Here is a 15,150-nt window from a genome sequence, read left to right on the forward strand (position 1 = left end):
AACCCACGCCAGCGGGGCGCCTGGCCAAGGCTCTGGCGAACGCTGTCGTGCAGGCCGATTCCAGGGGCGATGTCCGGCAGGCCGTCCGGATCCTCAACAGCGCACTGGCCCGCCCCCAGGCCGGGGACGATCCGGTCGCACAGATAGAGGTCCTCGTGTACCGCGCCGAACTCGCGATGGTGCTGCACGACCTTGATACCGCAAGCGAGATGCTGGCCCGTGTCGAACGCGTCGTGCTGAACGCGGATGAATCAGAACGGGCGGCCTCCGCGTTCCGGAACGCCGCCGAACTCGCAGCGGCGCTCAGGTGATTCGGCAACGCAGGCGGGTTTCGCCGGCCAGTCAACCTTCGGGCTGTACCCGTCGTCCTTGGTGGGGACGGAAGGAGATCGGGTGCGGCGGAAGAAACGCTTCGACGGGTTGGACGTCCTCGTCGCCGAACGCGGCGGTGCGCTCCTCGCGACGGCGGTACTGCTGACCGGCAGCCGGGTCGCTGGGGAGGACCTGTTGCAGGTGGCGCTGGAGCGGCTGATGCGGAATTGGAGCCGGGTACAGGGCGACAAGGAGGGGTACCTGCGTCGCACGCTGTACCACCTTGCGGTTGACCGGTGGCGGCTCCGCGGGCGCCGGCCGGAGGTGTTGGCCGAGAACGAGCCGCCGGGCCAGGCGGACGGTACCGAGGCGCTGCACCTCCGGCAAGCACTCATCCAGGCGCTGGCCATGCTGCCGCCGCGGCAACGGGCCGTGCTGGTGCTCCGTTACCGGGAGCAGTTCAGCGAATCCGAAGCCGCCGAGCTGCTCGGCTGCTCGGTTGGCACCGTCAAGTCGACCGCCTCCCGGGGGCTGGCCCGGCTACGCGAGCTCACGGCCGCCTGGGCGCTCGAAGACGCAGGCATGAACGGAGTGGGTAGATGACCACTGACTTGGAAGATCAGCTGACCGTCGGGATGCGGGATGAGGTCGCCGGCTTGGCGTTCACCCGTGACGTACTGGGGGAGGCGACTCGACGGCACCGGCGGCGCACCGCCTTGCACCGCACCGCGTACGCCGTTGGCGCCGTCGGTGTGGCCGGGGCGCTTGCCGCGGCCATGACCGTGGGCACCGGCGGCACGGCAGTCTCGCCCGGGCCGGTTGCCGAGCGGCCCACGGCGACGACGGCCGACACGCCGCGGCTGCGGCTGGCCGCAGCTGCCGCGGCCAGCGAGAACATCAGTTACCGGGTGAAGGTCACGACCACCGTGAAGGACAAGCTCCCGCCGAAGAATGAACTGCCCGAGCCGGTGAGCCCGAGCTGGGTCACCAAGGGAGCCTTCGATCCGGCGACGGCCACCGGCTACCTGGAATCGCCGTACACGGGTCTGCGTCCCATGGTCGCCGCAGGTTTCGAACATGAGCGGCTGGTCAACGGCGTCCGGTACATCGGTACCCGGGACGGCTCCGCGCCTGACAACGGCAAGATCGTTTGGAGCCGATACCCGGGCCAGCAGGCCAACCTGGACTACGACCTCGTGTTGGGCGGTGGCCTGGCCGCTTCGGCGGATCCGCAGGGGCTGTTCGGTGCCCTGCGGCGGGCCGGGGCCAAGGTCACCGAGACCCCCGATGGCGCCTACCACTTCGAGGTCCAGGTGAAGGACGTTCCCTCGCGGGGCGCCGTCGACCGTCTCGTGGGCGAGGTGACGCTCGGCGCGGACAAGCGAATCGCGAAGGTGGCCTACGACCGTAAGGTTTCCGTCACCAGGGGTAAGGTCTTCACCTACCACCTGCACGTGGTCACCGAACTGTCCGACTACGGCACGCCAGTGCAGGTCGAACCCCCGGCCCACTTCCATACGTGGTCGTCCAAGTAACTGATTCGGGACGAAGCGCCTCGGCGATGACGACGGCCGTACCCGAGCGAGCCGAGCAGCACCTGTGTCTGATGATGCCGCTCTGAAGGCCCTATGCGGCCAGCCTCGTGACCCCAAGGACAAACATGAAGGAGACAGGCCCGACTACGAGCCCAGACAGGTACCCGATACCGAGCGCCCGTGTCTGCCGGAAGAACAACGACACAAGTGCGCTCACCAGCAGGAAGCCGCCGAGCGCTAAGCAGGCCAGCGCCCCGAGGGTGTAGATGTTGAACCCGCTGTCCGGTGTGGCGGTGGCCGCGAACACCTCCACGTACTGATGAATGAGTGCCAGCGGAGCAAGCGACAGGGCCGCTCCGGGAACAGCCCCGATCAGGCACGGCACCACCGCTGCCACGGTTGGGCGCGGAGGTGTCGGCACCGGTGCCGCCTGGTTTCCGGCTGTGGGCCCGAACCAGTGCCAACGCTCGTCTGATCCGGACATTCGCGGAGCCTCCCACGCTAACCGTACCAATGGCATGGCAGCCAAGGAGGGACGCAACGACCGATGCTGAGTGACTTTCTGGGTGACCACGGGCGCGAGCAATGTCGGACGCTGGTGGACCTTGGACAGGCGAGTCGCAAGGCTCAAGCAGTTCATCGACTGCTGGTGGTCTCTTCCGGACGAAAGGGGCCAACCACGTCAGCGGGGTCGCCGGCGGAGGTTGACCGCCATGGGAGTGAGCATCGAAGGGCAAGACGTAGCCTCAGTGCACGCGGGGAGCGTCCATCATCCCTGGTGGCACGACGCCGGCGACGTAGGACGTTACGCCGACTATCCACAGCAGAATCAGGACGGCGACTCCACTCAGCGCTCCGACGCCAGCGCCGCGAAATCTGGTGCGTAGTAGAAGCATTGCCACCACAACGGTGACAACCGCTGGACAGAAACCGACGAACGCCAGAGCGAAAAACCACTCTCCAACGTTGTCGTTTCCTACCGGCCCCCACCCGAGTCTCCGCAGCGACAAGGCGTGGGGAAGCACGGCAACAAATGCCCCACAGACACGCGATATCCACCCGTCGCGCAACAGGGGGATCTCCACGCGCTTCAACGTACGGTACGCGGCTAGGTCCCGTCCGGAGGCCGGCGGGCGGGGCCGTGCCCGCCGCGTGCCCGATGCAGCGGTCAACACTGGCCCACACAACGTCTGATTCCGGCCCCTTCCCGCAGGTCAGGCGGTTGGCTACGTCCGTTTTGAAGGCTGACGGGAACGGAAAGCGGCCCTATTGCGTGCGCTCAGGGTGCATGTCGCCCGGCGTCACTGGGCGGCCAGGGACGCTCATGCACAATTGTCCCGGCTCAGCACCGCACACCGGGCAGGGGCGGTACGACTCGACGGGCCCCGGATCGAGGTCCCTCGCCTGGGCCGCTCGGGCGATGTCGTCGGCCGCCTGGTGCAGCTCAAGGTCGCGATGTCTCACGGCAGCCTTGTGGATTCGCTGGAGCGCGCTTCGCGCCAGCTCCCCTTGGTCAGTCATCCGACTGACCTTCCCGCCGTGCGCGCCGTCACACACGCTGTTGGCCTGCGGCAACGCGCGGTGCCGGCCTGCTCCAGCAGGTCGAAGCACTACTGCTCGCAGCACCGATGCGCGAGGTGGACCAGGTCGGCACAGGTGACGGGAGGGCCGGCCAAGTTCCGCCTCGACGTCCGATTCCGGCCTCTTTCCCCTGGTCGGGCGCGCTGGGCGGGGTGGTCGGTCTGCCAGCGGACGTCGGGCAGGCAGCGTGGCCCGACGCTGATGAATGGCTGCTGTCCCATCGGGTACGCGGATTGCGGTACGCGAAGGATCAATTGTCCGGTGCGGAAACGCGCACGACTGATCTGACGTACGCGAGAGGGGATGCCGGCGATGAAGGACAGGATCCTGAAGGGGTTGCGGAGGAAGGCGAGCGCGATCGTGGTGCGCCGCCGAGCCAAGGATTCCGTGATCAGCAAGCCGACCGGCGCCAGAAGGCCCGGTAGGCGTTTCCAGTGAGAGCGCGACCGGCCGGGGGCTGAATGGCCACCCGGCCGGTGGCGAGGAGCTGTGTCCTTCCCGGTCGTCGGCCACTATGGCGGGATGCCGGACCTCGTGTGGGAGGAAGTCAAGAACTTGGTGCCAGCGGCCGCCGCAGAGCCGCTCCACTGTGACCCACCCGTGGCCGGGCGTCTCTAGGCTGAGGAGAGCCGTACCCCTGGGGGGACGAGATGCGGATGCGCCCGGTGGCTGTCACGACGGCCCTGATCCTGGTCGTGTGGGGTCTCGCGGGCTGCACCCCGCGCCTGCGCGGCGAGCTGGGCGTGACCGTCGACCCGCAGGGACGCGTCGTCGGCCTGATCGCGGTCTGCCCGGATGCCCAGTTGGACCACCTCACCCTGACCGACGTCTCGCAGGGCGGGGTACGGGTGACGCTCCGGCCGGCGGGCGACGCGCGCCCCGACAGCATCGCGTTGAGCGATCCGGGGGACGCCTGGACGGACGATTGGCCGCAGCAGCCCACGCCGGGGCAGGAGCCCCGGGCGTTGACCGCCGACCACGAGTACGTCCTGGCCGGCGTCCTGACCGGTACGGGCTCCGGTGACGGAAAGCTGGACGGCGTCAGCTTCGTACCCGAGCAGGTGCTGGCCGACCCGCAGATCCGCTCGGGAATGGTGCGGACCTGGCGCGCGGGGGAGGTGGTCTCCGTCGACGAGTTCCGCCGCCTCGACCAGTGCTGACGGTTATGCCGAATGCCGTCGCGTGGCGCCCGGGCACGCCGCCTGGACCGGCCCCGTCCCTCAGTGGCAGAGGGACTCGATGAACGGCTCGAAGTCGGGGAACTCGGCCCGCACCGCCTCGATCACCTCGGGCGCGGTCTGTCGCGCCTGCGGCGCGTACCGCTCGGCGATCGTGGTGCGACGGGCATCCGGGCGGGGCCGGTGCTCGTGCTGCGGCCACATCGTCGCCTCCATCGGGCCGAAACCGCCCGCGAGCAGCCAGAGGTAGGCCGCCAGGTCGCGGGCGACCACGGACATCTCACCCTCGGAGCCGAGGAACACCACCGGCTGGCGCTCGATCGGCTCGCCGGGGCGGACCAGCCAGCAGGCCGCCAGCCCGCCCGTGCCGTCCTGGCCGAAGATCCGGAAGTCGACCCCGTCCATCGAGGGGTTGCCGCTCCACGCCTGCCACCATTCGGCGGTCTCGGCGAGGGTGAGGAAGGCGTCGTACGGCTCGAAATCGATGCCGTCGCCGCCGGCGTAGTCGAAGCCACCGTCGTGGGCCTCCCGCAGCGGGGCGGGGAGCGTGAGCTGTTCTCCGGTCACCGCCGCACCCTAGCGGCGGCCCCCGACCCGCCCGCTCAGCTCGTAGCCTCGGCCGGGCGCCGGACCAGCAGGTAGCAGCGCTGCGTCTCGCCCTCCTGCGGGTGGTGTGCCCGTTCCAGCCGAGCCTCCTCGGTAAAGCCGGCCTCGCGCAGTGCTCCGGCGACGGTCTCCACCTCGTGGTAGTGGAAGTCGACATCGACCTGGTGGCCCCACCAGTCGGTCAGCCGCTGCACCTCGGCGCCGATGTGGAACGCCACCAGCAGCGAGCCGCCGGGCCGCAGCACCCGCCGCATCTCGGCGAACGCCGGCCGCAGCTCCGCCGGGCGCAGGTGGATGACCGAGTAGAGCGTCACCGCCGCGCCGAAATCGCCGTCCGCCGCCGGCAGGCTCAGCAGGTCGCCCTGGCGGAACTCCACCTCCGGGTACCTGCGCCGGCCGGCGGCGACCATCGCGGGGGAGAGGTCGACGCCGACGGCGCTGACGCCGCGCTCCGCCAGCCAGGCCGCCACGTGCCCGGGCCCGCACCCCAGGTCGGCCACCGGAGCGTCGCCGGCCCGCTCGACGAGGGCCGCGAGCAGCGCCCGGTCGAGGGGCTTGCCGGCCAGTTCGTCGCCGATGCGTTCCCAGTACGTCTCGGCCACCGTGTCGTAGCTCCGGCGTACCCGGTCATGGTCGGTCGCGCGGGGCACGCCGTCGGAACTGTCCGGGACGCTCACCGGTCCACGACCTCGACCATCCGGCCGTTCTCGTAACGGAACCGGCGGGGCGGCCGTAACAGCTCCAACATGGCGGCACGCTCGGCGGCCTCACGGCCGGTCGGGTCCACCACCCGGAAGCCGAGCAGGGCGACACTGTCCGCGTCCAGATCGTCGGGCTGCCGGCGACCCTCCAAGACGAAGCCGAACAGGTGGCGCAGCGCCTCCTCGCCCAGCGTCAGCGGGTGGTAGGGCAGCGGGTACGGCTTGTCGTCGCTCCACCCGGGCACGGGCCGCACCGGGTGCTCGCCCGCCCGGTACGGCAGCTCGAAGGCGTACGGCGTGCCGATGTCCTCGCCGACACCGCCGCCGGGGGAGACGCTCAGTGAGCGGACCAGCTCGCCGTCCTCCCAGACCGCGAAGGCCAGCCAGTCGACGACCGAGTGCATCGCGTGCAGGACGACCCGCCGGCCGGCGGCCAGCCCCAGCAGGTGGGCCGGCAGCTCGGATGGACGGTCCACCATGAACCGCTGGTCGCAGAGGATGTCCACGCCGGGCAAACTCGCCGCGTAGGTCACGTCGTCCGGCGGGTAGCTGCCGTCGGAGAGGGTGCTGCCATCGGTGGCGCGCACGTCGAAACCCGGGTGCGCGCGGCGGACCAGTTCGGCCGTGCGGCGAGTGTCAGGTGTGCCGCCGCGCCGGAGTGCGGTCGGCACGTCCCCGTCGGCGAAGGCCAGCAATCCGGTCTTGGCACCCATCCACCACTCCCCGTCGGTCTTACGCGATGCCGGCGACGCTAGCCGGAAGCTACGACAGCTGGGGGGTCAGGAAATGTAGTGGAGGATCACGTTGTGCACGTGGTGGCTCTTCTGCGCGCCCCGAAACTCCACCTCGTAGGTGTGCGTGCCCACGTGGACGGCGATCGCTCCGGTGGAGAAGAACGAGCCGCCCCACGACTTGTTGCTCACCACGCTCACGCTGGTGATCTTTGAGTACGGGATGCTGGTGATGGCGTACCGCTTGCCGATGAACGACCGGTCCTGGATGATCACGCGCCGGTCGGTGAGCCCGATGAACCCGGTGCCGGTGCCGACGGCGTCGTAGACGGCGATGATCTGCTCTCCGTCGAGCAGTCCACTCTGGATCTGTTGGAACTGCTCCTTGCGGTCGTACGTCGCATTGGCCATGGATCCCACGGTAGGAAGCGGACGCCAGCCGGCCCGGTCGACTAGTCTGCACGCCGCACGGGGGACACGGGGGAAGGAACGCGACATGACCACGGACGACACCAGGTCGAGGCAACCGGCGTCGCCCGGCCTCGCCGAGGCGGCCGCGGGCGAGTGGGAGCCGTGGGCGGGGCCCCGGCCGTCGCACGGGCGGATGAACCGCCTGGCGGTCGCCGCTTTCGTCCTCGGCCTGCTCGGCGGCGTGCTGGGAGCGGTGGTCGGGGTGGTCGCGCTGCACCGGATCAGGCGGACCGGGGAGCGGGGCCGGGGTCTGGCGGTCGCCGGCCTGGTGCTCTGCGGCGTCTGGGCGCTGGCGCTGGTGCTGGTCCTCACCGGGGTGGTGTCCCGGCCCGACCCGGCGGTCGGCGTCCGGGGGCTGCGGGCGGGTGACTGCTTCCGCGTCGACGACACCCCCACGGGTACGCGCACCGCGCCGGAGGAGGTCACCACGGTCCCGTGCACCGCGCCGCACGACGCGGAGCTGGTCGACCGCCTGCCCGCCTACGTTCGGCACGCCGGCGAGGCGTACCCGGGCACGGCCGCGCTGTCGGCGCGGGCCGAGACGGCCTGCCGGCAGCAGCAGCGCAGCTATGTCCTCGACCCGCTCTCGCTCCCGCCGGACGTGCGGCTGCGCTGGTACGTCCCGTCGCGGGTCGAGTGGCCGACCTATCCGCAGATCACCTGCTATCTGGCCGCCGGGTCGACGCCGTTGACCCGGCAGCTGCGCCAGGACGCCACGGTGGTCCGCCCCGAGCAGTTGGCCTACCTGATGGCGACCCGCGAGCTCGACGAGGCCCGGGCCGTCCTCGCCGCCCAGGGCCCGACCGCCCCGCCGGCCGAGCTGCGCGCCATGGTGGCTCGGACGGCGACGGCCAACGGCCGGTTCTGGCTCGCGCTCAGCGCCCAGGCGTGGCCGGCGCAGGTCAAGGAGCCGATGGAGAAGCTGATCGCCGAGGCGCAGGAGGCCGCGGCGTACTGGCGGGACGCCGAGAAGGCCGCCGACCGTGACCAGACGCTCCGGCTGGTGGCGCAGGCCGAGCAGCGTCGCGAGCCGCAGACGGAGCTGGCCGTACGCCGGGCCCTGGGTCTGTCCACCCTGCAGGGCGAACCGGCCCGCTGACACGCGCGAGCCCCGCCGGTCGCATCGGGGGACGCGGGGCGGCGGGGCTGCGGAGGTGCGGTCGTCAGTGGTTGGTGCGCGGGTCGTCGTCGCGGCTGCGGCTGCCCGGCTTCGTCAGGCCCCGGCTGACCAGGTAACCGATGGTCAGCAGGGTCTCAGGAGGGGACGACGGACCGTCGCCGACCGGCCACTCGGCCGGCCCGGTCCCGCACGTTCCGGCGAGGCCGGGCGGCACCGGCGAGCCCTAGGCTGGGAGCGCCGCCGCCGATCACCCCGGCGGTGGGGGACGGGGGCCGACGATGGAGACGTGCCACCAGGCTGCGGCCTCGACGGGTGGCGCTCAGGAGGCGGTGACCGCCCGGTACGCGTCCTCGATGCGGGCCGCCAGCAGGACCTCGCCCTCGGTCAGCGGCTCACCGTCGCCGTGCCCGACCCGGATCTGGGTCTCCTCGTCCCGGCGACTGATCTCGGGACGTAGCCGGAGCGCGTCCGCGACCACCTTGACGCGTTCGGTCAGCGCCGCGTGCTGGGTGTCGTCCATCACGAGGGTCCGCCGGATCTGCTCACCCTCGCGGGTCCACCCGGTGAGGAGCGTCAGCGCGTCGCTGAGGTAGTCGTGCTTCGACCGGCTGTTGAACAGCCCGCGCATCACCGCACCTCCCAGGCGTCGTTGCCGGCTTGTGGCCAAATCGTCGCCGTCCCGTGTCCTCGCGATGTCCCTAGTCTGTCGTCAGTGAGACGGTGTGTCCACGCCCACACTTCCGTGTTCTGCTGACCTACCGGTCGGGGACGGTACCCAAACCGACGATTGATCTGGCACGCTGGACGCCCGTGCGGACCGAACGGGTAGGCGGAAGCGGACAGGCCGAGCGGCGCGAGCCGAAGGTGGTCGTCGGGGCGGCAATCATCCGCGACGGGCGGGTGCTGGCCTGCGCCCGGTCCGCGCCGCCCGAGGTGGCCGGGATGTACGAGTTCCCCGGTGGCAAGGTCGAGCCGGGCGAGAGCGAGACCGCCGCGCTGGCCCGTGAGTGCGCCGAGGAGCTGGCCGTACGCGTCGAGATCGGCGACCGCGTGGGTCGCGACATCCGGATGGCCCACGGCCGCTCGGTGCTCAAGGTGTACGCGGCCCGGCTCCTGCACGACGACCAGCCGAAGGCGCTGGAGCACCAGGCCATGCGCTGGCTCTCCGCCGCCGAACTGGACACCGTCACCTGGCTCCCCGCCGACGTTCCCATCGTGGCCGCCCTCCGCCCCCTCCTGCTGACCGCCCCCTGACCGCCGGGGTCCGCCCGGCGGAGTTGTCGCCCCGACACGCCGACCCGGGCGACAGCTTCATGATCAACGAGCTGGACGACCCCGGGGGAAAGCGACAGGGGGGCGAAAAGGGGACGGGGGCCGGCGGCTGTCGCCGCGGCCCCCGTCGATGCTCGTCCTGATCAGTGCTTCTCGTCCTGGCTCGGGTGAGCGAAGTTGAGGTGCTCCGGCGGCAGCGGGAAGGTGACGTCGTCGCCGAACGGCGACGGTGCCGCCGCCCGGTCGAAGGTCAGCTCCGTCAGCGGCAGCCGGCCGGTGGCGTCGACCGCCGCGGCGGTCGGGTGCGGGACCTCGCGGTGCCAGTTCACACCCTGCTGGGCCTGCACCTCGGCGAGCGGATCGTGCGAACCCCCCGCGTGCGAGTGGACCCCAGCCTGACGAGCGCCGCTGTGCACCGCGGACTCCTTCCCCGCGCTGCCCGCGGTGCTCTGGGGCGTGTCACCCCGACGGAAGATCTTGCTACCAAGCCACACGAGGGGATCGTACCTGCGGTCGACGATCCGCTCCTTCATGGGGATGATCCCGTTGTCGGTGATCTTGATGTGCTCGGGGCAGACCTCCGTGCAGCACTTGGTGATGTTGCAGAACCCCAGCCCCTGCTCGGCCTGCGCGTGATCCTTGCGGTCCGTCTTCGCGTCCAGCGGGTGCATGTCCAGCTCCGCCGCCCGGATGAAGAACCGGGGGCCGGCGAAGGCCTGCTTGTTCTCCTCGTGGTCGCGGATCACGTGGCAGACGGTCTGGCACAGGAAGCACTCGATGCACTTGCGGAACTCCTGCGAGCGCTCCACGTCGACCTGCTGCATCCGGTAGTCCCCGGGTGCCACGTCGGCCGGCGGCGCGAAGGCCGGCATCTCCCGGGCCTTCTCGTAGTTGAACGAGACGTCGGTGACCAGGTCCCGGATGACCGGGAAGGTGCGCAGCGGGGTGACCGTGACCGTCTCGGCCTCCTCGAAGGTCGACATCCGGGTCATGCAGCTCAGCCGCGGCTTGCCGTTGATCTCCATCGAGCAGGAGCCGCACTTGCCCGCCTTGCAGTTCCACCGGCAGGCGAGGTCGGGCGCGTCGGTGGCCTGGAGCCGGTGGATGACGTCGAGGACCACCTCGCCCTCGTTCACCTCGACCGTGTAGTCCTGCAGGTCGCCGCCGGTCTCGTCGCCCCGCCAGATCCGGAACTGTCGCTTGTTGCCCATTACTTGCCCGCCTCCTCAGCGAGGGCGTCGAACTCCGCGAGCTCCTCGTCGGTCAGGTACTTGGCCAGCTCGGCACGGTCGAAGAGGCCGATCAGCTCCGGCCGCATCGTCGGCAGCGGCTTGTGGTCCAGGCGTACGGTGTCGTCGTCCAGGGAGCAGACCAGGTTGACCTGCCGCCACTTCGGCTCCATCGCCGGGAAGTCCTCCCGGGTGTGCCCGCCGCGGGACTCCTGCCGCTCCAGCGCCGCCTTCGCGGTGCACTCCGACACCACCAGCATGTTGCGCAGGTCCAGGGCCAGGTGCCAGCCCGGGTTGTAGCGCCGGCCGCCGCTGGCGCTGACCTTGGCCACCCGCTCGCGCAGCTCCGCCAGCCGGCGCAGCGCGTCGACCAGCTCACCCTCGCGCCGGATGATCCCGACCAGATCTCCCATTACCGCTTGGAGGTCCTGCTGGAGGCTGTACGGGCTCTCACCGGTGTCCCGCTGCAGGGGCGCCAGCGCCGTCTCCACCGCCGCCTCCACCGCGCCGATCGACACCTTCGGCCGCGCGCCGAGCTGGTCGGCGTACGACGCCGCGTGCCCGCCGGCCCGCTTGCCGAAGACCAGCAGGTCGGACAGGGAGTTGCCGCCGAGGCGGTTGGAGCCGTGCATGCCCCCGGAGACCTCACCCGCGGCGAAGAGCCCCCGCACGGTGCCGTACGCGGCGCCCGAGTCCGGGTCCACCTCCACGCCACCCATCACGTAGTGGCAGGTCGGGCCGACCTCCATCGGCTCGGCGGTGATGTCGACGTCGGCCAGCTCCTTGAACTGGTGGTACATCGAGGGCAGCCGGCGACGGATCTCCTCCGCCGAGCGGCGCGAGGCGATGTCCAGGTAGACGCCGCCCGCAGGCGTACCTCGGCCGGCCTTGACCTCGCTGTTGATCGCGCGGGCGACCTCGTCGCGGGGGAGCAGCTCCGGCGGGCGCCGGTTGTTGTCCGGGTCGGTGTACCAGCGGTCCGCCTCCTCCTCGGTCTCCGCGTACTGCTTGCGGAAGACGTCGGGGACGTAGTCGAACATGAACCGCTTGCCCTCGGAGTTCTTCAGCACGCCACCGTCGCCGCGCACCGACTCGGTGACCAGGATGCCCTTCACCGAGGGCGGCCAGACCATGCCGGTGGGGTGGAACTGGAGGAACTCCATGTTGATCAGCGTCGCCCCGGCGCGCAGCGCCAGCGCGTGACCGTCCCCGGTGTACTCCCAGGAGTTCGAGGTGACCTTGTAGGACCGGCCGACGCCGCCGGTGGCCAGCACCACCGCCGGCGCCTCGAAGAGGACGAACTCGCCGGACTCCCGGTAGTAGCCGAACGCGCCGGCGACCCGGTCACCGTCGAGCAGCAGCTCGGTGATCGTGGTCTCGGAGAAGACCTTGATCCGGGCCTCGTAGTCGCCGTGGTCGCGCTTGTCCTCCTGCTGGAGGGAGACGATCTTCTGCTGGAGGGTGCGGATCAGCTCCAGGCCGGTGCGGTCGCCGACGTGCGCCAGCCGCGGGTACTCGTGACCGCCGAAGTTGCGCTGGGAGATCTTCCCGTCCTTGGTGCGGTCGAAGAGCGCCCCGTAGGTCTCCAGCTCCCAGATCCGCTGCGGCGACTCCTTCGCGTGCAGCTCGGCCATCCGGAAGTTGTTGAGGAACTTGCCGCCGCGCATGGTGTCGCGGAAGTGGACCTGCCAGTTGTCCCGGTTGTTCGCGTTCCCCATGGCGGCCGCCGCGCCGCCCTCGGCCATCACGGTGTGCGCCTTGCCGAAGAGCGACTTGGAGATGATCGCCGTCTTCTTGCCCGCCAGCCGGGCCTCGATCGCCGCGCGCAGGCCGGCGCCGCCGGCCCCGATCACGACGACGTCGTAGTGGTGTCGTTCGATGCGAGTGGTAGTCGTCATGTCCAGGCGCCCTCTAGTTGATGAACCGCAGGTCGTTGAACCAGCCGGCCGCGACCGCCATGACGTAGAAGTCCGTCAGGGCGAGGGTGCCGAGGGTGATCCAGGCGAGCTGCATGTGCCGGACGTTCAGGGCGGAGATGAAGGTCCAAGCCTTGTAACGCATCGGAGCCTTCGAGAAGTGCTTGAGCCGCCCGCCGATGATGTGCCGGCAGGAGTGGCAGGAGATCGTGTACGCCCACAGCATCACCACGTTGCCGAGCAGGACGATGTTGCCCAGCCCGAAGCCGAAGCCCTTCGGCGAGTGGAAGGCCAGGATCGCGTCCCAGGTGTTGATCAGCGAGATGATCGCGGCGGCGTAGAAGAAGTAGCGGTGCAGGTTCTGCCCGAGCAGCGGGAACCGGGTCTCGCCGCTGTACGCCTTGTGCCCGTCCGGCACCGCGCACGCCGGCGGCGACAGCCAGAACGAGCGGTAGTACGCCTTGCGGTAGTAGTAGCAGGTCAACCGGAACAACAGCAGGAACGGCAGGGTCAGCGCGGCGTCCGGGATGATCCACCAGCCGGGCAGGAACCGGCCGAAGTGCGAGGCACCCTCGATGCACCGGTCGGTCACGCACGGGGAGTAGAACGGGGTCAGGTAGTGGTACGCGTCGACCCAGTACCACTTGTGCATGAAGACCCGGACCGTCGCGTACGCGACCCAGGCGCTGAGCCCGAGGAAGGTGAGCAGTGGGGCGAGCCACCATCGGTCGGTCCGCAACGTCTTCGCCGCGATGGCGGCGCGCGCCCGCGCCCCCAGCGGCTTCGTTGCCGTTGATGTCATTCGAGTCGTCTCCCTTACGGGGCCCTCGCGGGCGGCGGATCACGTTCCGTTCGGTCAGCGGACCGGTGGGACTGGGTCCACTGCCACGTCTTTGCGCACACCAACGACCGCACCGGCATGACGGCGCAGCTAAGTGACACACGTTACGCCGATCTCCACGGCCCGGCCGCGCAACGCAGTGTCCCGTGTGTCCCGCAGGTTGGAAAGACCCGGAGCATGATCAATGTGCGCTGGCCGGAAAAGATCGTCTCCGGTTGACGCCGAACGGTCAGCCGGAGACCCCGCCGATGGTCCTGCCGGCCAGCGCGGTCACCGCGTGCCGCTCCGACTCCAGGCAGGATTCCACCAGATCCGCCATGGCGGCGAAGAGCTCCTGCCGGCCGACCGCCCCGAGCTGGTCCTCGGCGGTGAACTCCTCGGTGAGTTCGGCCAGGCGCCGGGTCAGCTCCCGGATCTCGGCCTCGGCGTCGCGCCCCCGGCTGAAGACCAGCGCCATGCGCTGCTCGGCCACCTCGGTGTACGCGCCGAGTCCCCGCACCGTGTCCAGGGCGAGTGCCGCGAGGCGCGACCACTGTTCACCGGAGTGGCGAAACAGCGCTGCGGCCTCGGTGAGCCGGTCGCCGACCAGGGGTGCGGCCTCGTCGAGGAAGTCGGCGTAGACCGGCCGGGTGGCGCCGGGCGCGGTGTACTCCACCTCCAGGCACTCGTACAACCGGCGCACCCCGTGGAAGAAGGGCACCGGGGCCCCGAAGCGCCGGGCCCAACCGGTTCTGGTGCGGGTGTCGCGCAACTGGTGGGCGAGCTTCGCCATGCCGCTGAAGCCGAAGTTGGTGTCGAAGCTGTTGTGGAGGACCGGACCGGTCAGGTGTGCGACGGTGGTGGCGACGGCGTCGCGGATCGCGGTCGGCAGGTCGGTCCGCTGGCGGGTGGCGGTGACCGTGACGGCCTGGTGGCGCCCCTTGCGGTGGGCCGACCAGGCGGCGGCGAACGTCTGCACCGGGAGCTGGCGGGGATGCGGCCCCTCGTCGTCCAGGTGGAGGACATCCCCGTCGACGCCGGCGACCACCACCGGATAGGGGTCGTTGCCGGGCCCGGTTCCAGTCCGTGCCACGGGAGTCGACTGCGGTCCACGGTGGCGAAGACAGGTCGGCCTCCGCCCAGCGCCGTCCGGAGCCGGTCGATCGCCGGTCCCGCCTTCGAGCTGTGTTCCTCGACGTACGGCAGGCCCAGCCGGTCCAGCGCGGCCGGCACCCAGGGCTGTGGATGGTGCTGGGCCACGATGGTCAGCAACGGGGGCAGGTCGCGGTACTCGAACACCGCGTACATGAATCCCACACCGCCGCCGAGCCCGGCGAGCATGGCCTCGGTGTACGGGGCGTCGGTGTGCGGCGCGCGCACCCCCTGTGCCGCCAGCACGTGGGCGAGCAGCCCCGACTCGCGGTGCTGGCGGGGACCGAAGGTGCGGTAGCCGGGCACGAGGCCCGGCGGGAGCACCCGGTCCGCCGACGGCTCGGCGTGGGCCAGCACCTGGCGGCGGGCGCTGGTCCAGCTCTCGCCGGTGGCCGCCATGCGGGCCCGTACCCGCTGCTTGAGCTTCTTCTGTTCGGTCATGAGCTACGCCTTCTGGACAGCGCGACCGCCGTACCCCACGCCAGCGTCGCGTCCATCCGGCGGATCGGCCCGAACGACACGCGTC

General features: G+C 70.6%; 18 protein-coding genes and 1 pseudogene. 6 read left to right on the forward strand and 13 right to left on the reverse strand.

The window, feature by feature from the left end:
* The 3 genes and pseudogenes from M2302_RS26530 to M2302_RS26540 form a co-directional block, all read left to right on the forward strand.
* Positions 1-311: pseudogene (locus M2302_RS26530) on the forward strand (VOC family protein); the annotation flags it as partial.
* 82 nt (positions 312-393) lie between these two features.
* On the forward strand, positions 394-915 hold the full coding sequence (locus M2302_RS26535; RefSeq protein WP_280840565.1) for a SigE family RNA polymerase sigma factor: 522 nt from the start codon (positions 394-396) through the stop codon (positions 913-915).
* On the forward strand, positions 912-1,847 hold the full coding sequence (locus M2302_RS26540; RefSeq protein ID WP_280840566.1) for a hypothetical protein: 936 nt from the start codon (positions 912-914) through the stop codon (positions 1,845-1,847). Before M2302_RS26535 ends, M2302_RS26540 begins: the two co-directional genes overlap by 4 nt.
* Positions 1,848-1,938: 91 nt before the next feature.
* On the opposite strand, the gene M2302_RS26545 is transcribed toward M2302_RS26540, so the two are convergent.
* Positions 1,939-2,244 (reverse strand): hypothetical protein, encoded by a 306-nt coding sequence (locus M2302_RS26545; protein WP_280840567.1) that lies wholly within the window; start codon positions 2,242-2,244, stop codon positions 1,939-1,941.
* Positions 2,245-2,593: 349 nt separating this feature from the next.
* On the reverse strand, positions 2,594-2,932 hold the full coding sequence (locus M2302_RS26550; protein WP_280840568.1) for a hypothetical protein: 339 nt from the start codon (positions 2,930-2,932) through the stop codon (positions 2,594-2,596).
* 1,161 nt (positions 2,933-4,093) lie between these two features.
* Here M2302_RS26550 and M2302_RS26555 point away from each other — a divergent pair.
* Positions 4,094-4,588, forward strand: coding sequence for a hypothetical protein (locus M2302_RS26555; protein WP_280840569.1), 495 nt, complete (start codon positions 4,094-4,096; stop codon positions 4,586-4,588).
* A gap of 60 nt (positions 4,589-4,648) precedes the next feature.
* Here M2302_RS26555 and M2302_RS26560 read toward each other — a convergent pair whose 3' ends face one another.
* The 4 genes from M2302_RS26560 to M2302_RS26575 all read right to left on the reverse strand — a co-directional run bounded on the left by M2302_RS26560 (position 4,649) and on the right by M2302_RS26575 (position 7,055).
* Positions 4,649-5,173 (reverse strand): SMI1/KNR4 family protein, encoded by a 525-nt coding sequence (locus M2302_RS26560; RefSeq protein WP_280840570.1) that lies wholly within the window; start codon positions 5,171-5,173, stop codon positions 4,649-4,651.
* Between the two features lie 35 nt (positions 5,174-5,208).
* Complete coding sequence (locus tag M2302_RS26565; protein ID WP_280840571.1) at positions 5,209-5,889, reverse strand: class I SAM-dependent methyltransferase; 681 nt, start codon at positions 5,887-5,889, stop codon at positions 5,209-5,211.
* Positions 5,886-6,626, reverse strand: coding sequence for a hypothetical protein (locus M2302_RS26570; RefSeq protein WP_280840572.1), 741 nt, complete (start codon positions 6,624-6,626; stop codon positions 5,886-5,888). Before M2302_RS26570 ends, M2302_RS26565 begins: the two co-directional genes overlap by 4 nt.
* 66 nt (positions 6,627-6,692) lie before the next feature.
* Complete coding sequence (locus M2302_RS26575) at positions 6,693-7,055, reverse strand: PH domain-containing protein (protein ID WP_088960401.1); 363 nt, start codon at positions 7,053-7,055, stop codon at positions 6,693-6,695.
* Between the two features lie 85 nt (positions 7,056-7,140).
* Here M2302_RS26575 and M2302_RS26580 point away from each other — a divergent pair, with 85 nt between their 5' ends.
* Entirely contained in the window at positions 7,141-8,214 is a 1,074-nt protein-coding gene (locus tag M2302_RS26580; protein ID WP_280840573.1) for a DUF4190 domain-containing protein, read from the forward strand.
* Positions 8,215-8,278: 64 nt separating this feature from the next.
* Here the strand turns inward: M2302_RS26580 and M2302_RS26585 are convergent, their stop codons facing one another.
* Together M2302_RS26585 and M2302_RS26590 are read right to left on the reverse strand one after the other, a co-directional pair.
* Positions 8,279-8,449: a hypothetical protein gene (locus M2302_RS26585; protein WP_280840574.1), complete on the reverse strand. Its 171-nt coding sequence runs from the start codon at positions 8,447-8,449 to the stop codon at positions 8,279-8,281.
* Between the two features lie 105 nt (positions 8,450-8,554).
* Positions 8,555-8,863 carry a 4a-hydroxytetrahydrobiopterin dehydratase gene (locus tag M2302_RS26590; protein ID WP_154942109.1) on the reverse strand — a complete coding sequence of 103 codons (309 nt, stop codon included), beginning with the start codon at positions 8,861-8,863 and terminating at the stop codon, positions 8,555-8,557.
* A gap of 182 nt (positions 8,864-9,045) precedes the next feature.
* On the opposite strand from M2302_RS26590, the gene M2302_RS26595 reads away from it, so the two are divergent.
* The gene (locus M2302_RS26595) at positions 9,046-9,489 is read left to right on the forward strand and encodes a (deoxy)nucleoside triphosphate pyrophosphohydrolase (protein WP_280840575.1); all 444 of its coding nucleotides are present in this window, start codon (positions 9,046-9,048) and stop codon (positions 9,487-9,489) included.
* Positions 9,490-9,650: 161 nt separating this feature from the next.
* On the opposite strand, the gene M2302_RS26600 is transcribed toward M2302_RS26595, so the two are convergent.
* From M2302_RS26600 to M2302_RS26620, 5 genes are all read right to left on the reverse strand, one after another.
* Entirely contained in the window at positions 9,651-10,718 is a 1,068-nt protein-coding gene (locus M2302_RS26600) for a succinate dehydrogenase/fumarate reductase iron-sulfur subunit (RefSeq protein WP_280840576.1), read from the reverse strand.
* Positions 10,718-12,634, reverse strand: a complete 1,917-nt coding sequence (locus M2302_RS26605; RefSeq protein WP_280840577.1) for a fumarate reductase/succinate dehydrogenase flavoprotein subunit — start codon at positions 12,632-12,634, stop codon at positions 10,718-10,720. The genes M2302_RS26600 and M2302_RS26605 overlap by 1 nt, the downstream gene beginning before the upstream one ends.
* Before the next feature lie 13 nt (positions 12,635-12,647).
* Positions 12,648-13,454, reverse strand: a complete 807-nt coding sequence (locus M2302_RS26610) for a hypothetical protein (protein ID WP_280840578.1) — start codon at positions 13,452-13,454, stop codon at positions 12,648-12,650.
* 268 nt (positions 13,455-13,722) lie between these two features.
* Complete coding sequence (locus M2302_RS26615) at positions 13,723-14,364, reverse strand: DUF4872 domain-containing protein (protein ID WP_280840614.1); 642 nt, start codon at positions 14,362-14,364, stop codon at positions 13,723-13,725.
* Positions 14,316-15,065: a BtrH N-terminal domain-containing protein gene (locus tag M2302_RS26620; protein ID WP_280840579.1), complete on the reverse strand. Its 750-nt coding sequence runs from the start codon at positions 15,063-15,065 to the stop codon at positions 14,316-14,318. The genes M2302_RS26615 and M2302_RS26620 overlap by 49 nt, the downstream gene beginning before the upstream one ends.
* Positions 15,066-15,150 lie beyond the last annotated feature (85 nt).

The organism is Micromonospora sp. A200, from assembly GCF_029893845.1.
Classification (GTDB): Bacteria; Actinomycetota; Actinomycetes; order Mycobacteriales; family Micromonosporaceae; genus Micromonospora; species Micromonospora purpureochromogenes.